26 protein-coding genes are annotated in these 21,788 nt (G+C 69.3%); 11 read left to right on the forward strand and 15 right to left on the reverse strand.

The window, feature by feature from the left end; translation table 11 throughout:
- Positions 1–71 precede the first annotated feature (71 nt).
- Positions 72–518, forward strand: a complete 447-nt coding sequence (locus tag MHA02_RS17740) for a tautomerase family protein (protein ID WP_147081175.1) — start codon at positions 72–74, stop codon at positions 516–518.
- Between the two features lie 3 nt (positions 519–521).
- Here MHA02_RS17740 and MHA02_RS17745 read toward each other — a convergent pair whose 3' ends face one another.
- Complete coding sequence (locus MHA02_RS17745; RefSeq protein WP_147081177.1) at positions 522–1,676, reverse strand: aminotransferase class I/II-fold pyridoxal phosphate-dependent enzyme; 1,155 nt, start codon at positions 1,674–1,676, stop codon at positions 522–524.
- A gap of 195 nt (positions 1,677–1,871) precedes the next feature.
- Positions 1,872–2,264 (reverse strand): MmcQ/YjbR family DNA-binding protein, encoded by a 393-nt coding sequence (locus MHA02_RS17750; protein WP_147081179.1) that lies wholly within the window; start codon positions 2,262–2,264, stop codon positions 1,872–1,874.
- 154 nt (positions 2,265–2,418) lie between these two features.
- Here MHA02_RS17750 and MHA02_RS17755 point away from each other — a divergent pair, with 154 nt between their 5' ends.
- The 4 genes from MHA02_RS17755 (at position 2,419) to accC (ending at position 5,622) form a co-directional block, all read left to right on the forward strand.
- Entirely contained in the window at positions 2,419–3,198 is a 780-nt protein-coding gene (locus MHA02_RS17755) for a DsbA family protein (protein ID WP_147081181.1), read from the forward strand.
- Positions 3,199–3,306: 108 nt separating this feature from the next.
- Positions 3,307–3,768 (forward strand): type II 3-dehydroquinate dehydratase, encoded by a 462-nt coding sequence (aroQ, locus tag MHA02_RS17760; protein WP_147081183.1) that lies wholly within the window; start codon positions 3,307–3,309, stop codon positions 3,766–3,768.
- Between the two features lie 11 nt (positions 3,769–3,779).
- Positions 3,780–4,256, forward strand: coding sequence for an acetyl-CoA carboxylase biotin carboxyl carrier protein (accB, locus tag MHA02_RS17765; RefSeq protein WP_147081185.1), 477 nt, complete (start codon positions 3,780–3,782; stop codon positions 4,254–4,256).
- 10 nt (positions 4,257–4,266) lie between these two features.
- Complete coding sequence (accC, locus tag MHA02_RS17770) at positions 4,267–5,622, forward strand: acetyl-CoA carboxylase biotin carboxylase subunit (RefSeq protein ID WP_147081187.1); 1,356 nt, start codon at positions 4,267–4,269, stop codon at positions 5,620–5,622.
- Positions 5,623–5,640: 18 nt separating this feature from the next.
- On the opposite strand, the gene MHA02_RS17775 is transcribed toward accC, so the two are convergent.
- Complete coding sequence (locus MHA02_RS17775; RefSeq protein ID WP_373318340.1) at positions 5,641–6,354, reverse strand: sigma-70 family RNA polymerase sigma factor; 714 nt, start codon at positions 6,352–6,354, stop codon at positions 5,641–5,643.
- A gap of 156 nt (positions 6,355–6,510) precedes the next feature.
- A complete protein-coding gene (locus MHA02_RS17780) occupies positions 6,511–6,819 on the reverse strand; it encodes a hypothetical protein (RefSeq protein WP_238180202.1) in 309 nt (102 codons plus the stop codon).
- 223 nt (positions 6,820–7,042) lie between these two features.
- Here MHA02_RS17780 and MHA02_RS17785 point away from each other — a divergent pair, with 223 nt between their 5' ends.
- On the forward strand, positions 7,043–8,830 hold the full coding sequence (locus tag MHA02_RS17785) for an outer membrane beta-barrel protein (protein WP_238180201.1): 1,788 nt from the start codon (positions 7,043–7,045) through the stop codon (positions 8,828–8,830).
- Between the two features lie 33 nt (positions 8,831–8,863).
- Here MHA02_RS17785 and MHA02_RS17790 read toward each other — a convergent pair whose 3' ends face one another.
- The 6 genes from MHA02_RS17790 to MHA02_RS17815 form a co-directional block, all read right to left on the reverse strand.
- On the reverse strand, positions 8,864–9,424 hold the full coding sequence (locus MHA02_RS17790) for an AprI/Inh family metalloprotease inhibitor (RefSeq protein ID WP_147081190.1): 561 nt from the start codon (positions 9,422–9,424) through the stop codon (positions 8,864–8,866).
- Between the two features lie 251 nt (positions 9,425–9,675).
- Positions 9,676–10,500 (reverse strand): succinate dehydrogenase iron-sulfur subunit, encoded by an 825-nt coding sequence (locus MHA02_RS17795; RefSeq protein WP_147081192.1) that lies wholly within the window; start codon positions 10,498–10,500, stop codon positions 9,676–9,678.
- Between the two features lie 64 nt (positions 10,501–10,564).
- On the reverse strand, positions 10,565–12,385 hold the full coding sequence (gene sdhA, locus MHA02_RS17800) for a succinate dehydrogenase flavoprotein subunit (protein WP_147081194.1): 1,821 nt from the start codon (positions 12,383–12,385) through the stop codon (positions 10,565–10,567).
- A 23-nt stretch (positions 12,386–12,408) separates the two neighbouring features.
- The gene (gene sdhD / locus MHA02_RS17805) at positions 12,409–12,816 is read right to left on the reverse strand and encodes a succinate dehydrogenase, hydrophobic membrane anchor protein (protein WP_147081196.1); all 408 of its coding nucleotides are present in this window, start codon (positions 12,814–12,816) and stop codon (positions 12,409–12,411) included.
- Positions 12,817–12,824: 8 nt separating this feature from the next.
- Positions 12,825–13,226 carry a succinate dehydrogenase, cytochrome b556 subunit gene (gene sdhC, locus MHA02_RS17810; RefSeq protein WP_147081198.1) on the reverse strand — a complete coding sequence of 134 codons (402 nt, stop codon included), beginning with the start codon at positions 13,224–13,226 and terminating at the stop codon, positions 12,825–12,827.
- Between the two features lie 112 nt (positions 13,227–13,338).
- Positions 13,339–14,664 (reverse strand): SLC13 family permease, encoded by a 1,326-nt coding sequence (locus MHA02_RS17815; RefSeq protein ID WP_147081200.1) that lies wholly within the window; start codon positions 14,662–14,664, stop codon positions 13,339–13,341.
- Between the two features lie 238 nt (positions 14,665–14,902).
- On the opposite strand from MHA02_RS17815, the gene MHA02_RS17820 reads away from it, so the two are divergent.
- On the forward strand, positions 14,903–15,793 hold the full coding sequence (locus MHA02_RS17820; RefSeq protein ID WP_147081257.1) for a LysR family transcriptional regulator: 891 nt from the start codon (positions 14,903–14,905) through the stop codon (positions 15,791–15,793).
- A 213-nt stretch (positions 15,794–16,006) separates the two neighbouring features.
- Here the strand turns inward: MHA02_RS17820 and MHA02_RS17825 are convergent, their stop codons facing one another.
- Positions 16,007–17,362, reverse strand: a complete 1,356-nt coding sequence (locus MHA02_RS17825) for an Nramp family divalent metal transporter (RefSeq protein ID WP_147081201.1) — start codon at positions 17,360–17,362, stop codon at positions 16,007–16,009.
- Positions 17,363–17,559: 197 nt separating this feature from the next.
- Between MHA02_RS17825 and mntR the strand changes: the two genes are divergently transcribed.
- Entirely contained in the window at positions 17,560–18,018 is a 459-nt protein-coding gene (gene mntR, locus MHA02_RS17830; protein ID WP_147081203.1) for a manganese-binding transcriptional regulator MntR, read from the forward strand.
- A gap of 129 nt (positions 18,019–18,147) precedes the next feature.
- The gene (locus MHA02_RS17835; RefSeq protein WP_147081204.1) at positions 18,148–18,456 is read left to right on the forward strand and encodes a hypothetical protein; all 309 of its coding nucleotides are present in this window, start codon (positions 18,148–18,150) and stop codon (positions 18,454–18,456) included.
- Positions 18,457–18,460: 4 nt separating this feature from the next.
- On the opposite strand, the gene MHA02_RS17840 is transcribed toward MHA02_RS17835, so the two are convergent.
- A complete protein-coding gene (locus MHA02_RS17840) occupies positions 18,461–18,691 on the reverse strand; it encodes a DUF6894 family protein (protein WP_147081205.1) in 231 nt (76 codons plus the stop codon).
- A 167-nt stretch (positions 18,692–18,858) separates the two neighbouring features.
- Between MHA02_RS17840 and MHA02_RS17845 the strand changes: the two genes are divergently transcribed.
- Together MHA02_RS17845 and MHA02_RS17850 are read left to right on the forward strand one after the other, a co-directional pair.
- On the forward strand, positions 18,859–19,050 hold the full coding sequence (locus tag MHA02_RS17845) for a hypothetical protein (protein WP_147081206.1): 192 nt from the start codon (positions 18,859–18,861) through the stop codon (positions 19,048–19,050).
- Between the two features lie 196 nt (positions 19,051–19,246).
- Positions 19,247–19,426 (forward strand): YegP family protein, encoded by a 180-nt coding sequence (locus tag MHA02_RS17850; RefSeq protein WP_147081207.1) that lies wholly within the window; start codon positions 19,247–19,249, stop codon positions 19,424–19,426.
- A 64-nt stretch (positions 19,427–19,490) separates the two neighbouring features.
- On the opposite strand, the gene MHA02_RS17855 is transcribed toward MHA02_RS17850, so the two are convergent.
- The 3 genes from MHA02_RS17855 to MHA02_RS17865 form a co-directional block, all read right to left on the reverse strand.
- A complete protein-coding gene (locus tag MHA02_RS17855) occupies positions 19,491–21,038 on the reverse strand; it encodes an AMP-binding protein (RefSeq protein ID WP_147081208.1) in 1,548 nt (515 codons plus the stop codon).
- Positions 21,039–21,047: 9 nt separating this feature from the next.
- A complete protein-coding gene (locus MHA02_RS17860; protein ID WP_238180200.1) occupies positions 21,048–21,311 on the reverse strand; it encodes an acyl carrier protein in 264 nt (87 codons plus the stop codon).
- A gap of 125 nt (positions 21,312–21,436) precedes the next feature.
- A complete protein-coding gene (locus MHA02_RS17865) occupies positions 21,437–21,763 on the reverse strand; it encodes a hypothetical protein (protein ID WP_170249336.1) in 327 nt (108 codons plus the stop codon).
- Between the last annotated feature and the right edge of the window lie 25 nt (positions 21,764–21,788).

Here is a 21,788-nt window from a genome sequence, read left to right on the forward strand (position 1 = left end):
GGCACGGCCGGGGTCTCGACCCCGGCCGTTCACCGGTCCATCTCTCCGGGAGAGCCCGCCGGAGAGCCTTCATGCCGACCTATACCTGCACCTCCCCCGCCGGTGGCCTCGACCCCGACCGTCGAGCGGGTCTCGCGGCGGCGATCACCCTCGCCCATTCCGAGGTGACCGGCGCTGCGGCGGGCTTCGCCCAAGTCGTATTCTGCGACGTCGCCGTGGGCGGGTTCTTCGTCGGCGGCCGTCCGCTCGACGGGTCGACGCTCTTCATCCGCGGCGAGATCCGCGCCGGCCGCAGCGCCCGCGAACGGGACAGGCTGGTGGCTCGGCTGATCGCGGACGCGGCCGAGGCGTCGGGGCTGCCGCGTCACGCCATCTGGATCTACATCGCCGAACTGCCCGCCCGCTGCATGGCCGAATTCGGCCATGTCCTGCCTGAACCGGGCGACGAGGAGGCCTGGATCGCGGCTCTTCCAGGCGAGGCGAGGGCGCGGATCGCGGGCGGACGTCCGTCCGAGTGACCGTCAGCCCAGCCAAGCCCGCAGCCGCCGCACCGCCTCGACGCAGTCGCCCTTCGACCCGGCGAACGAGAACCGCACGTGGTGGTGGCCTTCCGCCGGATCGAAATCGAGCCCCGGCGTCGCCGCCACCCCCGCCTCGTCGAGCATCCGTCTGCAGAAGGCCGTGGCGTCGTCCGTGAAACGGCCGACATCGGCATAGAGATAGAAGGCGCCGTCCGCGGGATGGGTCTCGCCGAGACCGAGGCCCGGCAGCGCGTCGAGCAGAATGTTTCGGTTTTCGGCATAGCCGTCGCGGATCGCGCCCATGGCGTCGAGTGTGTCGAAGGCGGCGAGCGCCGCCACCTGCGAGAGGTAGGGCGCCGAGATGTAGAGGTTCTGGGCCAACCGCTCGATCGGGCGGACGAGCGCCTCGGGCACCACCATCCAGCCGACGCGCCAGCCGGTCATGCAGTAGAACTTCGAGAACGAGTTGATGACGACCGCGTCCGCGTCGAACTGCAGGGCGGTGGCGGTGGGCACGCCGTAGCTGAGCCCGTGATAGATCTCGTCGGAGACGAAGGGCAGGCCGAGCGCCTTCGTGGTGGCGCAGAGATCGGCGAGGCGGTCCGGCGCGATCACCGTTCCGGAGGGGTTGGCCGGGCTCATCACCAGCACGCCGTCGAGGTCGCCAGCCTCGCGGATCAGGGCGCTCGTCGGCGCGAAGCGGTCGGCCCGACGCAACACCAGCGGCACCGGCACGAGGTCGAGGGCATGCAGGATGCTCCGATAGGCCGGATAGCCCGGCTGCGGCACCGCCACCCGCGCCCCGGCATCGAACAGCGCCAGGAAGGCGAGCACGAAACCGGCCGACGAGCCCGTGGTCACGACGACCCGCTCCGGCGGCACCGCGACGCCGTAGGTCTCGGCGTAGTGACGGGCGATGCGCGCGCGCAAAGCCGGCATGCCGAGCGCCTCCGTGTACGGCACCCGGCCGTCGGCCAGCGCCGCTTGCGCCGCCGCGATCACCGCCCGCGGGGCAGGGGCCGAGGGCTGGCCGACCTCCATGCGGATCACGCTGTCGCCCGCCCGCGCCTTGGCCGCCGCCGCCGCCATCACGTCCATCGCCAGGAACGGCGCCACCGCCTGTGCCCGGCGTGAGATTTTTTGGGAGTCGGTCATCCGGTCTCGATCGGGCGGAATGGCCGTGGTGGCAAGGGTTCACGTCTGTTCGTCATCCCGGGGCGCCGAAGGCGAACCCGGGATCCAGAACCGCCGACGATTGCTATACGAAGCGCCGGAATCCCACATTCGGGGCTGGCGGCGGTTCTGGATTCCGGGTTCTCGCCTTCGGCGAGCCCCGGAACGACAGCCGCATCAGCGGTTCGATCCGGATGTCGCCGAGATGTCGGCGCCGTCCACCTCCGTCACCCTCGCCGCCAACCGCTTCGGCGCGATCAGCCGATAGCTCCGGGTCACCAGCGCCCTCACCTCCTCCCAGTCCGGCCCCGCGTCGAGCCGCATGCCGACCCAGCCCTTGGGGCCGACATAGGGCGGGGCGAAGAAGCGCTCCGGGTCCGCGCCGATCAGGATCTCCTGGGCGTGCGGCGGGGCCTTCATCCAGACCGAGGGCCGGCCGTCGCGGTCGCGCGGCATCGCGAAGATCCGGTCGCGCACGCGGAAGGTCGGGGCATCCCAGGCCGGCTTCTCCGTCGCCTCCGGCAAGGCGAGGCAGATCCGGCGCAGGCGTTCGATCGAAGCTTCGGACATCGCAACGGGCCTCCGACGGCGGCGAATCCGCAGACGCGTCCGGGATTTGACCACACGCCGCGAAAACGCCTAACCCCGTGGTTACCGCACGCTTCAGAGCGCGCCGCCTCCCCGCCCGTTGCGAGGCCCGCCCCCGAACGCTTCGAGGACATCGATGCCCCTGCTCCGCTCCGTCTCCGCGCTTGCCCTCACCCTCGCCGTGGCCCTCGGCGCCGCCTCGTCCGTGTCGGCCGAGGAGGCCGCGCCGTTCACCGACGCGCAGCGCAAGGGCATCGAGGCCATCGTCAAGGACTACCTCGTGAAGAACCCCGAGGTGCTGCAGGAGGCCGTCGCCGAGGGCGAGCGCCGCCAGCAGGAGACCCAGAAGCTCGCACAGGCCGCCGCCCTCAAGGAGGCCACCGGCACGCTGATCGATTCCCCGCACAGCGTCACGGCCGGCAACCCGGCGGGCGACGTCACCTTGGTCGAGTTCTTCGACTACAATTGCGGCTATTGCCGCAAGGCGCTGACCGACGTCCAGACGCTGATGAAGGCCGACCCGAAGCTGAAGGTCGTGCTCAAGGACTTCCCCGTCCTCGGCAACGAGTCGGTCGAGGCCAGCAAGATCGCGCTCGCCGCCAAGCAGCAGCTCAAGGGCGACAAGATGTTCGACTTCCACGTGAAGCTGCTGGAGAGCAAGGGCCGCATCAACGCGGAGCGCGCCATGGCCGTCGCCAAGGAGTTCGGCCTCGATCTCGAGAAGCTGAAGAAGGACGCCGCCGGCCCCGAGGTGAAGGCGGCGCTCGCCGAAAACATGGCGCTGGGCGACAAGCTCAGCCTGTCGGGCACGCCGGCCTTCATCATCGGCGACGAGATCCTGCCCGGCGCCGTCGGCGTCGAGCCGATGAAGAAGACGATCAGCGACGTGCGCCAGTGCGGCCACGCCAGTTGCTGAGCGTGACCGGGGGCACGGTCGCGTGTCCCCTTGTCGCAGCCTTCGCCGGTCGTTTAAGACCGGCCCCGTCCCGGCCGGCTCGAGGCCGGTTGCCTTAGCCTGAGGTCCATGCGCGCGATCCACGTCCTCAACGGGCCGAACCTGAACCTGCTCGGCCGCCGCGAGCCGGGCATCTACGGCTCGGCGACGCTCGCCGAGATCGAGCGGGATTCCCTGGCGCGCGCCGGGGAGCTTGGGGTGTCGCTGACCTTCCGGCAGACCAACCACGAGGGCGAGCTGGTGACGTTCGTCCAGGAAGCCGGGGCGGCGGGGGCGGGCGTGCTGATCAATGCGGCCGCCTACACCCACAGCTCGATCGCGCTTCGCGACGCGATCGTGGGCGCGGGGGTCACGGCGGTCGAGATCCACCTCTCGAACGTGCATGCCCGTGAAGATTTCCGCCATGTCTCGCTCATCGCGCCGGTCTGTGCCGGGGTGATCTGCGGCTTCGGCGCCTACAGCTACCGCGCCGGGCTCGACGCGCTGGCGCATCTCTTATCGGGGCGTCAGCCCCCCTCCCCCGACGCATAAGACGGCAGGCGATGGCCAAGAACGAACCCTTCGATCCCGACCTCGTGCGCGAACTCGCCAAGATGGTCGCCGAGACGGATCTCACCGAGATCGAGGTCGAGAAGGGCGACCTGCGCATCCGCGTCGCCCGCAAGATCGAGCAGATCGCCGTGCAGGTGGCGCCCGCCCCCCTCGCCGCCGCCGCTCCGCCGCCCGTGGCGGTCGCCGCCTCGGCCCCCGGTACGCCCGCGACTCCCGCCAAGAGCGCGGCCCATCCCGGCGCCGTGCCCTCGCCGATGGTCGGCACCGCCTATCTGCGTCCGTCGCCCGAGGCCAAGCCCTTCATCGATGTCGGCTCCAAGGTCGCCGCCGGCGACCGGGTGCTGCTCATCGAGGCGATGAAGACCTTCAACGACATCGTGGCGCCCCGCGCCGGCACCGTCACGGCGATCTTCGTGGAAGACGGCACGCCGGTGGAATTCGGCGAAGCCCTTCTTGTGATCGAGTAAGCCGGAAAACATGTTCGACAAGATCCTGATCGCCAACCGCGGCGAGATCGCACTGCGCATCCTGCGGGCGGCCAAGGAGCTCGGGATCGCCACCGTCGCGGTCCACTCGACGGCCGACGCCGACGCGATGCACGTGCGGCTCGCCGACGAGAGCGTCTGCATCGGGCCGCCGGCCGCGCGCGACAGCTACCTCAACATCCCCTCGATCATCGCCGCCTGCGAGATCACGGGGGCGGACGCCGTGCATCCGGGCTACGGTTTCCTCTCGGAGAACGCCCGCTTCGCCGAGGTGCTCGGGCACCACAACATCGGCTTCATCGGCCCCAAGGCCGAGCACATCCGCACTATGGGCGACAAGATCGAGGCGAAGCGCACGGCCAAGCGCCTCGGCATCCCCTGCGTGCCGGGCTCCGAGGGCGGCGTCACCGACACCGACGAGGCGAAGCGCGTCGCCGCCGAGATCGGCTATCCGGTGCTGGTCAAGGCGGCGTCGGGCGGCGGCGGTCGCGGCATGAAGGTCGCCCGCACCGAGGCCGACCTCGAACAGGCCCTCGACATGGCCCGCACTGAGGCCAAGGCCGCCTTCGGCGACGACGCCGTCTATCTCGAAAAGTACCTCACGAACCCGCGCCACATCGAGGTTCAGATCCTCGGCGACGGCCGCGGCAACGCCGTGCATCTCGCCGAGCGCGACTGCTCCCTGCAGCGCCGCCACCAGAAGGTCTGGGAAGAGGGCGGGTCGCCCGCGCTCAACGCCGAGATGCGCGCCGAGATCGGCGGCATCTGCGCCAGGGCCATGCAGGAGCTGAGCTATCTCGGCGCCGGCACCATCGAGTTCCTCTACGAGGACGGCCGCTTCTACTTCATCGAGATGAACACCCGGATCCAGGTCGAGCATCCGGTCACCGAGATGATCACCGGCATCGACCTCGTGAACGAGCAGATCCGGGTCGCCGCGGGCAGCGCGCTCTCGGTGGCTCAGTCCGACATCCACGTGAACGGCCACGCCATCGAATGCCGGATCAACGCCGAGCATCCCTCGACCTTCCGGCCGTCGCCCGGCCTGATCACCTATTTCCACCCGCCGGGCGGCCTGGGCGTCCGCGTCGATTCCGCGGTCTTCCAGGGCTACCGCATCCCGCCGCACTACGACTCGCTGATCGGCAAGCTGATCGTCCACGGCCGCACCCGCAACGAGTGCCTGATGCGCCTGCGCCGGGCGCTGGACGAGTTCGTGGTCGACGGCGTCGACACCACCCTGCCGCTGTTCCGCACCCTGGTGCGCAACGCCGACGTCCAGAACGGCCTCTACGACATCCACTGGCTCGAAGGCTTCCTGGAGACGGAAGGCCTCGACGGGGAGTGAGCGCCGTCTGGCCTCGCCTTACGACGCCATGGCTTCTTCGTCGTAGCGGCTCTCGCCCATGAGGTCGGCGAGCTGGGTCCGCGCCCGGCTGACCCGGCTTTTCACCGTGCCGACCCGGCAGTTCAGGATCGCGGCGGCCTCCTCGTAGGTGAAGCCCTCGGCGCCGACGAGGAGTAGCGCGTCGCGCTGGGTCGCGGGCAAACGCTCGAGCTTGCCGTAGAGGCTCTTCAGCGCAATCGCGTCGTCCTGGACGGCGAGCGCCGTCAATCCGGCGGCGTGGACACCGTCGGCATCCTCGACCTCGCGCTTGCGCTTGCGGATCTCGGAATAGAACAGGTTGCGCTGGATGGTGAACAGCCACGCGATCAGCCGCGTGCCCGGCTCGAAGCGGTGGTGGTTCATCCAGGCCTTCAGCATCGTTTCCTGAACGAGGTCGTCGGCCCGGGTGGCGTCGCCCGTCAGCGAGAGCGCGAAGGTGCGCAGCGCCGGCAGCGCCCGCATCAGCCCGTCGCGGAACTCGTCCGTCACCGACTCGCCGCGCGAAGCGAGCGCCGTCTCGAAGGCCGAGAGCAGCCCGGCGAGCCGCGCCGGCATCCCCTCGTCCCGCGGCAGCGCGAAGTAATCCTGCAGTGGCACGCGCAGATGTTCGCGGATCGTCGCGGGGACGGGAACTCTTACCTGAGGTTCGACCTCGGATAAGATCTGCGGGGCGCGGATGGCGGTTGCTGTCACGATCGCGAAAAGCCCTTGCTCTTGTGCCACCTCAAGTGAATGCCCGTAACATTCTGAGCGGACGATGAACGCAGGCGGAGGGGCTCGGGCTATTTCGGCACAGTACTCGGGACCTTCCGGCAAGACCGCACGCGGCGGCTCCGCGGGTGCGATGGCTTACTTCGAAAAGGAGCGCGGATGCGTGCGGCCGAGGCCGGCCGGTGCGGTTTTCGAAGGTTCGGCAACGGCGCGCACCACAGGGGCTCCGCAGGCGGCCATCAGAGCGCGCAGGCCCTCGATCCACTCCTCAACCTCGGCCAGCGTCGCCAGATCGTCGCGGCGGTAGATCCTGTCGGGCGCCATCGTGGCGACGACGCCGAAGCGCCCGTCGGTCTGGTCGAGGATATCGTAGGTGACGGTCAGCGGCATGATCGGCGGGGTCTGGCTCCAATGCGGGGGGGACGGCGTCCCGCCTCTCGGGAGCAAGGACCGTGCTCCGGCAAACCTAACGCGCGCACGATCCAATTGGAACCAAGCGACTTTCGCGCGCCAGGCTGGCCGGGGCCGGCGGCGCTCCGGGGCACCCGTTGACCGGCCATTAACTACGTTCGGTTTAGCTCCGTTAACCACGGTTCGCCGAAGGGCCGGCGGCAGGGGCCGCCCGCCTCGAACCGCCCTGCCCTTCAGGCCGACGGAGCGACGTCCACCCGTGACAGGCGAGCGGCCCATCGCAGGAGCGCGGAGACGGCAGGTCGCGAAGCGGCGGCTCGCGCTTCTCCTCGCCGGCACGGCCCTCACCGGCCTGCTCGGTGGAGCGGCCCGCGCGCAGTCGACCGACCAGGACACGGGCGCGCCCGCCTTCGAGGCGGGTAGCCCGCTCGCGAAGAAGCGCGCCTCCGACCGCTTCGGCCTCGACAACGCCCAGAACGGATTGCCTGCGCTCCGGAACGGCAGCCTGGGCAACGCGTCCCTGCTTGGGGGAAGCCCGGGCTCGGGCGAGGCCGCCGGTGGCATCTCGGACGACCAGAGCGTGGCCCGGCTGCCGCGCTTCCGCACCGCCGGGTCGCCGGTCTCCGGCCTCACCGGGACACGCGGTGCCGGTGCGCCGCCGAGCCTGCTGCGCCAGCGCGCGGCCCCGCCGCGCCGCTATGGCGTCCCGACCCGGATCCTGACCCGCACCCGCACGCAGGGCTTCGTCACCGATCTGCGTCTCAGCCCCGTGATCCAGCCCACCGTCTCCGGCGTGCCCTTGCCGCTCTCGGTGCCGCTGCCGACGGCGATCCCCCTGCTGGGCTTGAGCAGTCCCGGCCGGCTGCTTCTCGGCGCGACCGGTTTCCGGCGGCCCGACGAGGCCGATCCGGCCTATGCGCCGCTCGGGATCAAGCTCGGCACCATGACCTTCCTGCCGGCCTTCACCCAGGGCATCGGCTACGACAGCAACCCCGACCAGACCACGGCCAACGCCGCCAAGGGCTCGCTGGCGCTCCGCAGCGATGCCGAACTCGGCTTCCGCAGCGACTGGTCGTCGAGCGAGCTCTCGGGCGAGCTCCGCGCGGGCTACAGCGCGTTTCCCGACAACGACATGGCGAGCCGGCCGAACGCCTCCGGCATCACGCGGATGCGCGTCGACGTCAGCCGCGACACCCGCATCGACCTGGAAACCCGCTTCCTCGTCGACACGCAGCGCACCGGCAGCCCCGATGTCGGCGCGGCGGCCACGAGCCGCCCGATCTTCGCCACCTATGGCGCCTCCGCCGGCGTCACGGAATCCTTCAACCGCCTCCAGCTGACGCTGCGCGGCTCGATCGACCGCCAGGTCTTCGACGACGCGCAGCTCCAGAACGGCACCACGCTGATCCAGAGCGACCGCAACGCCAACCAATACGGCGTGCGCCTGCGCGCCGGCTACGAGATCTCGCCGGTGATCACGCCTTTCGTCGAGGTGCTGCTCGACACGCGCATCTACGACACGCCGGTCGACCAATCCGGCTACCGCCGGGATTCGGACGGCGCCGGCTTCAGCGCCGGTGCCGCGATCAACCTGACGCGCTTCGTCTCGGCCGAGGTCTCGGCCGGCCTGCAGCGCCGCGACTACGTCGACCGGGCCCTGCGCTCGATCACGGCGCCGATCCTCAACGCAGCGCTCATCTGGCAGGCCAGCCCGCTGACAACCGTGCGCTTCAGCCAGCAGACCGGCGTGATCGAGACCTCGGTACCCGGCTCCAGCGGCGTCTTCACCGATGCCGCGACGCTGGAAGTGCAGCACGACCTGCTGCGCAACCTCGCGATCACCGTTGGGGGGGCCTATCTCAGCAGCAACTATCAGGGCGTCTCGATCAGGGAGCGCGGTTTCTCGGCCCTCGCCCGGGTCGACTATCGCTTCAACCGCTGGCTGACGCTCCGCGGCAGCTACGTCTACCAGCAGATCACCAGCAGCGTGGCCAGCTCGAGCTTCAACGACAACATTTTCCTGCTCGGGATGCGCATCAACCCGTGAGGGTGCCCTCGCTCATGAGCGAGGGCCTCCCCTTCAGCGCGCCAATGTCAGCGCCGCGCCCGACTTCGAGAGAGCGCCGTCCAGCGAGCCCGAAGCCTGCTTCAGGCGGGCGGCGACGGTGCCGCCGGGCTGGTAGAGATAGACTTCGCCATCGCGAAAATCCCAGGCCGAGACCTTGGCGAGGTCCTTGTTGGCGCAGCCCGAGGTGGTGGCCCGGTAGAGGTCGAGGGCCGGCGTGCTCGACAGCGAGACCCGGCAGCTGCCGTTCGCGTCGGTGGCGTTCCAGCCGCCGACCACGGAGGAGCGGCCGGTGGCGACGACGGGCGGAGGCGTCGGCGGCAATACGGGCTCCGAGACGACGGGCGGCGCGGCCGACGCGACGATGCCGGCACCGAGCGGCTCGGCCGTGGCGCCGGGCGGCGGCGCCAGCGGCGCGCTCGTCACGGCGCCGGAGGGCGCAGCCGCATAGGGCTCGGGTGAAGGCTGGAGCCGGGGCGTGCGGGCGGACGGCCCGTCGAAGCGCCCCGAGCCGCAGGCTCCAAGTCCCAAGGCGAGCGCGAGAAGTGCGGCAGTCGACAGGAGCTGACGCGGCATCGATACACGATTCCCATACGGCCGAGGTTGGACCGTTGCGTCGCCGCCAATTGCGCTTGCCGCAAGGCAGACCGCTCAGGCGCACCTGTGAATAGCCGGGAGCCCCGGCCTTTTCCCCTCGGTGTGGCGCGGCTGCCGCATTACGACCCGGCCCGCCCAACCGACGGCCACCGGCCGTCGGCAAGCGCGACTGCGCGCCGCCGCTCATGCGGCGGACGGCCCTCGGCGCATCAGCGTCGAGGGCCACACACTCAAACCGCGCGCTCGACCATCATCTTCTTGATCTCGGCGATGGCCTTGGCCGGGTTGAGGTTCTTCGGGCAGGTGTTGGCGCAGTTCATGATCGTGTGGCAGCGGTAGAGCCGGAACGGGTCGTGCAGGCCGTCGAGGCGCTCGCCGGTGTTCTCGTCGCGGCTGTCGATCAGCCAGCGATAGGCCTGGAGCAGGGCTGCCGGTCCCAGGAACTTGTCACCGTTCCACCAGTAGCTGGGGCAGGACGTGGTGCAGCAGGCACACAGGATGCACTCGTAGAGCCCGTCGAGCTTGGTCCGGTCCTCCGGGGTCTGCCGCCACTCCTTCTCGGGGGCGAGCGTCTCGGTCTGGAGCCAGGGCTCGATCGAGGCGTGCTGCGCGTAGAAGTTGGTGAGGTCCGGCACGAGGTCCTTGATCACCGGCATGTGCGGCAGCGGGTAGATCCGCACCGCGCCGTCCTTGTCCTTGCGGGTGAGCAGCGGCAGGGCGTTGTCCGGCTTGCGGCACTCGTCGATGCCGATGGTGCAGGCGAGCGCGTTCTGACCCTCGATGTTCATGGCGCAGGAGCCGCAGATGCCCTCGCGGCAGGAGCGGCGGAAGACCAGCGTCGCGTCGACCTTGTTCTTGATCCACAACAGCGCGTCGAGGACCATCGGCCCGCAATCGTCGCGGTCGACATGATAGGTGTCGATGCGCGGGTTCTGCCCGTCGTCGGGATTCCAGCGATAGATCCGGAAGACCTGGAGATTTTTTGCGCCCTGCGGCGCGGGCCAGGTCTTGCCTTCGCTGATCTGCGAGTTCTTGGGAAGAGTGAATTGGGCCATGACTCAGACGGCTCTCATTCGACGGTATGGATGAAGTATAAAGGAATTCATTGCAAAAATTCGATCAATACACCCGAGCTTTCGGCTCGATATACTGAATCTCGTTCGACATCGTGTAGGCATGCACCGGCCGGTAGTCGATCGAGACCTTGCCCGAGGTTTCGTCGAGCCACGACAGGGTGTGCTTCATCCAATCCTTGTCGTTGCGGTCGGCATAATCCTCGCGGGCATGGGCACCACGGGATTCGGTGCGGTTGGCCGCCGATTCCATGGTGACGACGGCCTGCCCGATCAGGTTGTCGAATTCGAGCGTCTCCAAGAGGTCGGTGTTCCAGATCAGCGAGCGGTCGGTGATGCCGATGTCGGCGACGTTCTTGAAGACCTTGCCGATCAGGCCCCGGCCCTCCTCCAGCACCTCGCCGGTGCGGAACACGGCGCAATTGTTCTGCATCGTACGCTGCATCTCGTCGCGGAGCTTCGCCGTCGGCGTGCCGCCATCGGCGTGGCGGAAGCGGTCGAGCCGGGCGAGCGCCTTGTCGGCGGAGCCCTTCGGCAGTTCCGGCTGACGCGCGCCCTTCTCGACAATCTCGGCGCAGCGCAGGCCGGCGGCACGGCCGAACACCACGAGGTCGATCAGCGAGTTGGAGCCGAGCCGGTTGGCACCGTGCACCGAGACGCAGGCCGCTTCGCCGAGCGCCATCAGGCCCGGCACCACCGTGTCCGGGTTGCCGTTCTTCAGGGTCAGCACCTCGCCGTGGTAGTTCGTGGGGATGCCGCCCATGTTGTAATGCACCGTCGGCAGCACCGGGATCGGCTCCCGGGTGACGTCGACGCCGGCGAAGATCCGCGCGCTCTCGGAGATGCCGGGCAGACGCTCGTGCAGGATCTTCGGGTCGAGATGGTCGAGGTGGAGGAAGATGTGGTCCTTCTCCCGGCCGACGCCTCGGCCCTCGCGGATCTCCAGCGTCATCGAGCGCGAGACCACGTCGCGCGAGGCGAGGTCCTTCGCGGAGGGCGCATAGCGCTCCATGAAGCGTTCGCCCTCGGAATTGGTGAGATAGCCGCCCTCGCCGCGTGAGCCCTCGGTGATGAGGCAGCCGGCGCCGTAGATGCCGGTGGGATGGAACTGCACGAACTCCATGTCCTGCAGCGGCAGGCCGGCGCGCAGCACCATGGCGTTGCCGTCGCCGGTGCAGGTGTGGGCGGAGGTCGCCGAGAAATAGGCGCGGCCGTAGCCGCCGGTGGCGAGGATCACCATCGAGGCGCGGAAGCGGTGGATCTCGCCGGTGGCCTGATCCAGCGCGATGACGCCGCGGCAGCGGCCGTCCTCGTCCATGATCAGGTCGAGGGCGAAGTACTCGATGAAGAACTCGGTCTGGTTCTTCACCGCCTGCCCGTAGAGCGTGTGGAGCATGGCGTGGCCGGTGCGGTCGGCGGCGGCGCAGGTGCGTTGCGCGGTGCCCTTGCCGTAATCGGTGGTCATGCCGCCGAACGGCCGCTGGTAGATCTTGCCTTCTTCCGTTCGGGAGAAGGGTACGCCCCAGTGCTCGAGCTCGTAGACGGCGGCGGGGGCATTGCGGACGAGGTATTCGATGGCGTCCTGGTCGCCGAGCCAGTCCGATCCCTTCACGGTGTCGTACATGTGCCAGCGCCAGTCGTCCGGCCCCATGTTGCCGAGCGAGGCCGAGATACCGCCCTGCGCCGCCACCGTGTGCGAACGCGTCGGAAACACCTTGGAGATGCAGGCCGTGCGCAGGCCCGCCTGGCTACAGCCCACCGTGGCGCGCAGGCCCGCGCCGCCGGCGCCGACGATCACCACATCGAAGCTGTGGTCGATGATGGTGTAGGCGGGAGCGGCGCTCCCGTTCGATCCGTTGGCAGCCATCGGAATCCCCGTGATGTCAGACGTCAGGCGGCGAGGCCGCCGAGCCCCACGCGAAGAATCGCGTAGAGGCAGGCGGCGGCCACCACGACCGCGTAGAAGGTGTTGGCGGTGAGCGCCGCGAACTTGAGCCCGGTGTCGTGGACGTAGTCCTCGATCACGGTCTGCATGCCGAGCCGCATGTGGATCGCGACGGACACCACGGCGAGGAGCAGGACGATCGCGACGATCGGGTTCGCCACCAGCGCGACGGCCTCCGGATAGGGCCGGCCCCACATCTTCGCGATGATCACCACGAAGGCGATCAACAGTACGGCGTTGGCCGCACCGGTGAGGCGCTGCATCCAGAAATGTTCGGCACCGTGCCCCGAGGCACCGAGGCCTTTGACCTTGGCGCGCGGCGTGCGGATCGAGGTTTGCTTCAGGTCGGCCATGGCGCGCCTCAGTGCAGCAGGAGGGCGAGCGCCCAGACGACGATGGTGAGCGCCACCGAGCCGATCAGCGTCAGGCGGGCGAGCCCCAGGCGCTGGCTCTTGTCGTAGCCGTAGCCCGTGTCCCAGACGAAGTGGCGGAGCCCCCCGAGCATGTGGTGCAGCAGCACCCAGGTATAGGCGAACAGGATCGCGAGCCCGATCCACGAGCCGAAGAACCACGCCACCGCGTCGTAGGCGCGCGGACCGGAGGCGAGCGCCACCAGCCAGATCGCGACGAGCGCCGTGCCGCCGTAGAGCGCGGTGCCGGTGATGCGGTGGAACACCGACATCGCCATGGTCCAGGTCCAGCGGTAGATCTGGAGATGGGGCGAGAGCGGCGGGGCGACGATCGGGCGGGCGGGGGGCGCCATGTTGGGTCCTCGAGATGCGCGGATCTGGAGTGTGTCTAAAGAGAGGGCGTAGTGTGCGGCGCGGCAAGCGGCAAGACGACGCCCCGCCCTGCGGCTCCGTACCTTTGGCCGATCACGGCAACCTCCCGATCAGCCGCCACCACAGGAAGGCGAGCGGCGCGGCGATCACGAGGGAGACGAAGCCGCTGGCCAGCGTCAGCCGCGTGGCGTCGGCGAGGGAGACGCGGCCGAGCTCCATCGACATGATGATCGGCGGTGCCTGATAGGGCAGCAGGATCGTCGAGTAGCCCACCACCTGCGCCATCACCACGGTCATCAGGTCGAGCCCGCTCGCCTGCGCGAGTTCGCCGGCGAGCGCCGTGTAGAGCGCCGGCGCGCCGTTGGCGGTGGCCGCGAACAGGAAGCCGACGGCGATGCCGGTCAGCGTCGCGAGGTTCTTTGCGAGATGGCCCGGCTCCAGGGGCGCGACGGCGAGGAGCGCGTGGCCGATGTCGCGGCCGAGCCCGGTCTCGTTGACCACCGCCGTCAGCCCGAACAGGGCCGCCACGTAGAAGCAGGTCTTCAACGGCACCTGCCCGAATGCGTCGGCCGGCAGGACGCCGACCCGCGGCAGCATCACGATCACCGCCGCCGCGAGCCCGATCCAGGCCGGCGGGATGTGGTGCAGCCCGTCCGACATCCACAAAGCCAGCATGCCGAACAGGATCACGCCGAGCCGGCGTTCCGGGCCCGAGAGCGGCGGCAACGGCTCGGGCACCGCGTGTCCACCCGGGATCCGGTCGGGAAAGATCAGCACGGTGCAGAGGGTGAGGATCGCGCCCTTGACCACGGCCAGCACCGGCGCGTGCAGCCAGAGATACGGCAGGTAGGCGAGATGGATACCGAACAGCGTCTCGGCGGTGCCGGCCATGACGAGGTTCGGCACGTTCGCCGGCAGGATCGCTGCAGAGAGCATCGGCGTCGCGATGCCGAAGGCGAGCAGCGCGCCGGTCCGGCCCGGGCGGCCCGGCGCCAGCCCGTAGGCGTCGCAGATCGCCATCACCACCGGGATCATCAGCGCGATCCGCCCGAGATTCGACGGCATCACGAAGGCGAGCAGGAACGAAAACGCCACCAGCCCGGCGATGAAGCCCGGATAGGAATCCGGCAGCCGGTCGCTGAGCGCGCGGGCGAGCCGGGCGCCGAGTCCGGTCCGGTTCATCGCCAGCCCCACCACCATGCCGCTCGTCACCAGCCAGAACGCCGAGGAGCTGAACCCGGAGAACACCGTGGTGGCCGGCGCGAGCTTCAGCAGCATCGCCAGGGCGAAGAACAGCAGCGCCGTGACGATCTCGGCGACGAGCCCGGTCGCCCACAGCCCCATGCACAGCACGAGCAGACCGCCGGTCAGGACGACCGTGTCGTGCGTCTCCCACATCCCTGTTAGCGCCGCGCTCATCACCGCGCGTCAAACCGCAAATTGGAACGGTTCGCAATTCGGATTTTCGGGTGGTATCCTTCGCGAATGGCGAAGGATATCGGCGACTGCTCGCCTAGGATGTGTCGAATGCGCTATGCTCGGGTTCGCGATCAACGAAGAGCGAGCGGGCGATGAGATCTGTCGCAACGTCACCGCGCATCCCCCCCTCCCAGCCTGCGGGGCGAGGGGATGCGCGCAGCCCGCGGTTCTCATCATGATGCGCTTCGATATCGTCGATCTCGGCCTGTTCCGCCACGTCGTGGAGGCCGGCTCGATCACGCATGGGGCGGAGCGGGCGCATCTGGCGCTGGCTGCGGCCTCGGCCCGGATCAAGGCGATGGAGGTGTCGCTCGGGGCGGCGCTGCTGGTGCGCGGCCGCCAAGGCGTGGTGCCGACGCCGGCCGGGCGCACGCTGCTCGCCCATGCCCGCACGCTGCTCGCCGAGATCGACCGCCTACAGGGCGACCTGTCCGTGTTTGCCGGCGGCGCCGTCGGGCAGATCCGGGTGCTGTCGAACACCAATGCGCTCACCGAATTCCTGCCGGAAGCCCTCTCGGCCTATCTCGCGCTCCACACGGGCGTCAGCGTCGACATCGAGGAGCGCACCTCGGACGAGATCGTCGGGCTGGTGGCGGAAGGCACGGCCGATCTCGGCATCGTCGCCGGCACCGTCGACACCGGCACGCTGCAGACCTTTCCGTTCCGGCACGACCGCTTCGTGGCGGTGGTGGCGTCGAACCATGCCCTCAGTGCGCGAAAAGACCTCGCCTTCGCCGAGGTGCTCGACCACGACCTCGTCGGCCTCGACCGCTCGAGCGCCCTCACCCGCTTCCTCTCGGGCAAGGCCGCGCCGATCGGCAAGCCGATGCGGCTGCGGGTCCAGCTCCGCAGCTTCGACGCGGTCTGCCGCCTCGTCGAATCGGGCATCGGCCTCGGCATCGTGCCGGAGACCACCGCCCGCCGCGCCGCCCGTGGCCTCGGCATCGCCGTGGTGGAATTGCAGGATGCGTGGGCGGCGCGCGACCTCGCCCTCGTGGTTCGCGATCTCGATGCGCTGGCGCCGTTCGCGCAGGACTTCGTGGCCCATTTGCGCGAACTGCCGAGCTGAGCGAGTGCCGAGCGCGCCGGCACCCTCCCCGCCCCTCATGCTGAGGCGCCGTAGCGGAGCGGAGGCCTCGAAGCACCCGACCCCGCTGATCCCGTTCGCCGCGCGGGTGCCGGGAGAACCGGTCCGGGGGCCTTCGAGGTTCGCATCGCGAGCACCTCAGGTGAGGGGCGTTGGGGGTGCCAGATCGGTGGGCGCCGGCTGTTGTGGCTTCTCTCAGCCGAAAATCGTCTCGAACAACAGCTTCACGTTCAGCGCCACGATCACCGCCGCGATCCCCCAGGCCAACAGCTTGAGCCAGCCCGGGATCACCAGCGCGCCCATCTTGGAGCGATCCGACACGAACTGCACCAGCGGGATCACCGCAAAGGGCAGCTGCATCGAGAGCACGACCTGGCTCAGCACCAGGAGCTTCGCCGTGCCCCGGTCGCCGTAGAGCGCCGTGACGATCACCACCGGCACGATGGCGATGGCGCGGGTGATCAGCCGGCGCGCCCAATCCGGGATCTTGAGGTGGAGAAAGCCCTCCATCACGATCTGGCCGGCGAGGGTCGCGGTCACCGTGGAGTTCAGCCCCGAGGCGAGGAGCGCCGCGGCGAACAGCGTCGAGGCGATGCCGACGCCGAGCAAGGGCGAGAGCAGCTCGTAGGCCTGCTCGATCTCCTGCACCTCGGTGCGCCCGCCGGCATGGAACACGGAGGCCGCCATGATCAGGATCGAGGCGTTGACGAAGAGCGCGAGCATCAGCGCGATGGTGGAGTCGGCCACCGCGAAGCGCACGGCCTCGCGCTTGCCCTCGACGGTGCGCGGATAGGCGCGGGTCTGCACGATCGAGGAGTGGAGGTAGAGGTTGTGCGGCATCACGGTGGCGCCGATGATGCCGATGGCGATGTAGAGGGCGGCCGGGTTCGTGACGATCTCGGACGACGGGAGGAACCCGCCGAGCACCGCCTGGATCGGCGGCGCGGCGAGCGCGATCTGGATGCCGAAGCAGACGAAGATCACCGCCAGCAGCGCGATCACGAAGGCCTCGAGGGTGCGGAACCCGCGCCGGAGCAGAAGCAGCACGAGCAGCACGTCGAGCGCCGTGATCACCGCGCCCATGACCAGCGGGATGCCGAAAAGAAGCTTCAGCGCAATCGCGGTGCCGATCACCTCGGCGAGGTCGCAGGCGATGATCGCGGTCTCGCAGGCGAGCCAGAGCGCGTAGCCGACGGGGCGCGGATAATGGTCGCGGCAGGCCTGGGCGAGGTCTCGGCCGGTGGCGATGCCCAGCCGGGCGGCGAGCGCCTGCAGGACGATCGCCATCAGGTTCGAGAGCAGGATGACGGCGAGCAGCGTGTAGCCGAACTGCGAGCCGCCCGCGATGTCCGTCGCCCAGTTGCCCGGGTCCATGTAGCCGACCGAGACCATGTAGCCCGGCCCGATGAAGCCCATCAGCCGGCGCAGCCAATGGCCGCCGGCCAGGACCGGCACACTGCCGTTGAGATGGCCGAGGCTCGGCTGTGCCTGCGTCTCGCGGGTGAAGCGCCAGCCACGGGTCGATTCGGTGGGATTCAAGAGGGCGTCCATGGGAGTCGGTCGCGAGAGAAGCCGGGACACGGCTCGAATATAGCAGCAGCTATACTTATGCGCCCAAGCTTTGCAACAGGGGTCGAGGTCGCAGGGAAGCGCGAGGAATCGACGCCACGGGATTCACGCATCGCCTCCGCTTCGGTTAAAAGATCGTCAGCCCCCCAGACGACCACGACAAGGACACGGCCGAGAGCATGCGGGAACCGCCGTCTTCCCCGCCCGACGGGCCGCTGATCGATCCGGAAGTCCATGTCGAGAGCTTTCGGCAGGCCCGCGAGGCGCGCCGGCTCGAGCTCGTCGAGGACTACGTCGAGTTGATCGCCGACCTGATCGGCGACGGCGGCGAGGCCCGGCAGGTCGACATCGCCGCCCGGCTCGGCGTGGCCCAGCCCACCGTCGCCAAGATGCTCAAGCGCCTGGCCGAGGACGGCCTCGTGCAGCAGCGCCCCTATCGCGGCGTGTTTCTCACGGCCTCCGGCGAAGCGCTGGCCGTGCAGTCGCGCGAGCGCCACCGCATCGTCGAGCGCTTCCTGTGCGCGCTCGGCGTCAGCGCGGAGACGGCCCGGCGCGACGCGGAGGGCATCGAGCACCATGTCAGCGCCGAGACGCTGGAGGCGTTCCGGCGTTTTTCGGATGGCCGCTCGGACGCTTGAGAATCCGCAATCCGCCCGGTTCGCTCAGATGGGCCGACCCTCCTCCTCCGTCGTTCCGGGGCCGCGCAGCGGAATTCGGAACGACGGCGAATGCATCAAAATCCGCCACGGACGTCCAAGAGGTGTTGCATGGATCTCGACAAGCAGGTCGCGGCGCTCGCCGCCGTCAGCAGCAACCACGACGAGGGCCTCAAGGCGCTCTCGGAAGGGCTGGCCGAGATGAGCGCCCGGCAGGTCGCCCACCAGATGGCGCTCGGCTTCCTGGCGAGCGTGCTGCGCTCGATCGATTCGGACCATTACGACGAGCGTCTCGGCGGCTACCTCGCCATGCTGCGCGACGCCCTCACCCGCGACGATCCCGATGCGGAACTGGCTGGCACCGTGCTCGAGACGGTGCAGCGGGTGCTGCAGCCTCAGGCAGAGAACGACGACGCCTGACGGATCAGGCGGCCTCGACGAGGCAGGCGAGTCGCACGGTGGCGACCACCAAATCGGCCTCGTCGCGCACAGAGACGACGATCACGCCTTCGTCGATCAGGCGGTCCGGGCAGGACGCATAGGAGGCCGCGACCGTCACGGCTGCGCGTTGGGCGGCGGCTGCATCGGGCAGTTCGCGGCCCTCGGCGTCACGGGCATCGACGCCGTTACGCGCGTCGAAGAAGAATCGCGGCATCGTGGTCCTCGTCGTCAGGTATCCCCAAGTCATCGGGGAATGGCCAAGCCGGCAGACGTCGCCGCCTGTGTGTATACACCCAGTTTTACCACGACCGCGTCACGTCGCCTAATGGGCGAGCGATCGTTTCAGGGCCATCACATCATGATGGTGGGCGGAATCGAGCAATGACCGGGAGCGAAGAGAACCGGCTGGAACAGGCCGCTGCCCTGATTGCGAAGGCCTGCGACCTGTCTCGCGCGCAAGGCTCCTATCGGCTGCGCATCTTGATGGACATGGTCGCGCTCGAACTCGGCAGGGAGATCGCGCGGCTCTCACGCAGGGCCTCGGACAGCCGCGGTGACGGGCCGGGCTCCTGAAACACCGTCTCGCCCGCCGGCGCCGCGTCGTTCGCGAGGCGGCTTCGGCGATGCGAGCGCTGTGAACAACGAGGATTGCGGGGAGAGCCGGCCTGCATCGCCGGCTAAGGCTTGATCAGGACTAAGCCCTTAACCCGTCTCCGCTTTCGCGACTGTATGCTGCACGACATTGAGATGAGGTGCCGGCGAGCGATCCATGCAGTTCGAGGTGAACGAGGAGCGGCCCGGCCAATGGTCGTGGACCCTGCGCGGGACCCGCGGCGAAACCATCGCCCGTTCCCCTGTCGGCTATCCGAGCCAGGTCCAGGCCTCGGCCGCCGCCACCGCCTTCGCCCGCATGGTCGCCAAGGCCAGCGCACATATGCACGGGCGCTGATGTCCCTGGGTTGCGATGGTCCTGATCCTCAGCCCTTCGCCATCCGCCGCGCGCCTCCGGGGGCTCAGGCTTCGACCAACGCCTCCTCCGCCACGATCTCCGCCGAAACCCGCTCGGCGACGAGGCGCTTGTAGTCCACCTTGCCGTTCGGCGTCGTCGGCAGGCTGTCCACCCGCTCGATTGCCCGGGGTACGAGGTGCGGCGCCAGCGAGCGGCGCAGATGGCCCATCACGTCGGCGGTGTCGGCGCCGTTCCCGACCGGCACCGTCACCGCATGTATGCGCTGGCCGACACCGCGATCCGGCAGGCCGATCACCGCAGCCGCGCGGAAGGCCCCGGTCTCCATCAGGGCCGCCTCGACCTCGGTTGGGCTGACGCGGAACCCCTGCGTCTTGATCATCGCGTCCTCGCGGCCGAGGAAGCGCAGGAAGCCGTGATCGTCCGCCACCACGATGTCGCCCGAGCGGCAGACCGGGCGATCCTGTCCGGCCCTGGGAAACGGATCGGGCACCAGCACCCGCGCGGTATCGTCCGGCCGGTTCCAGTAGCCGAGCGACACGGTGGGTCCGCGATGGTGCAGGATGCCGGGCTCGCCCGGCCCCGCCCGCCGCCCGTCGGGCGTCACCAGAAAGATCTCAGTCTCCGGGATGGCGCGGCCGATGGAATCCGGGTGGCGGTCGATCTCCTCCGGCGGCAGGTAGGTCGAGCGGAACGCCTCGGTCAGCCCGTACATCAGAAACAGCTCGGTCTCCGGCAGGCGATCCCGCAGCCGCCGGATCGTCGCGAGGGGCAGGCTTCCGCCGGAATTCGTGAGGTAGCGCAGGCTCGCGAGGTCGGCCTTGGCGAAGCGCGGGCTGGCGCGCGTCAGGAGCGTCCACAGGGTCGGGACGCCGGCAAGCCCGGTGATCCGGTGCGTCTCGATCGCCCGCACCACGTCGTCGCCGAGGCGGACGTTCAGGAGCACCAGCCGTGCCCCCTGCTCGACGCTGGTGAGCAGCTGGTTCAGGCCGTAATCGAACGAGAAGGGCAGCACCGAGAGGATGCGCTCGTCCGCGGTGATGCCGAGATAGGTCCTGACGATGCGCGTGCCGGCGAGCAGGTTCTCATGGCTCAGCATCACCCCCTTGGGCAGGCCGGTGGAGCCGGAGGTGTAGAGAATCGCGGCGAGCCCGTCGGGGGTCGGCTGCCGGGCGATGCCGGCGGCGGCGATCCCCTCCCCGTTCTCTCCGACCAGCAGGCCCAGCCCGGCGAGACCGTCCAGTTCGCTGCCGATCGCCGCATGGTGGGCCGGGTCGGTGACGAGGAGGCGGGCGCCGCAATCCTCGACGATGTGGCGGACCTGGCGCGGGCGCAGGCTCGGATGGATCGGCACGAAGACCGCGCCGGCGGCGCTCGCGGCGAAGATCGCGACGCATTCGGCACAGGATTTCGGCAACAGGATCGCCACCCGGTCGCCCGGCCCGACGCCGAGCGCCGTCATGCGTCGGGCGAGCGCTGCCATACGCCCGCGAAACGCGCCGTAGGTCAGCGCATCCGTGCCTTCGACCACGGCCACGCGGTCGGGCGCGCAGGCGCCGCCATCGAGGAGCTGGTGCAGCTGTGTTGGTGACATCGGCGTCAGTTAGGAACCCGAACGCCTGTCGTCGACGTAGTGGGCCAAGGTGTCGACGCTCTCGAAATTGCCGAGATCGAACGCGTCCTCGTCGATCTCGAAGCCGTAGCGCTCGCCGAGATGCATCATCAGGTCGAGGATGCCGATGGAATCGAGCGCATCGCTCGTGACGAGCGAGGTCTGCCCGTCCACCGAGCCGGGGGGCAGGCCCGGATTGCGGGCCGCGATGAAGCCGAAGATCGCCTCCCGCACATCCGCGATGGACTGAACCACGTCCGTTTCTCCGTCAGCGCTTCCGACACGTGGCCGATGCCGGCCGTCGGGAACCGGCGCGGCTTAAGCCGTTCGCGGCGCAGCGTCCACTCCGCGACCGGACTGCCCCTGCCGCCGGGACGACCTCACTCCGCGCAGATCTTCGTCCCGGTGTCGTCGTTGGCCCAGCATCCCCGCGGTCCGCCCAGCGGCCGATAGCGTCCGGGCAGGGCGACGTTGCGGCCACCGAGATCGACGAAGCCGAAGGCGTAGCCGGGCTCGCCCATGTTCAGGCGGTAGGTCGGCTTGCCCGGCGCCGCGATGGCGAAGCTGCCGTCGCGATCGGTCGCCTGGAAGTCGCACGGATAGGCGCCGTCGTCGCTCGTGAAGCAGCGGGCCGGCCTCGCCTCCGCCGCGCTCGCGACGACGCAGAGAATCGCCACGGCGAACGGGAGTCTCGATCCGGCACGCATCGCGTTACCCTCCCGACCAGAGTTG

The sequence above is a fragment of the Methylobacterium haplocladii genome (genome assembly GCF_007992175.1).
GTDB classification, from domain to species: Bacteria; Pseudomonadota; Alphaproteobacteria; order Rhizobiales; family Beijerinckiaceae; genus Methylobacterium; species Methylobacterium haplocladii.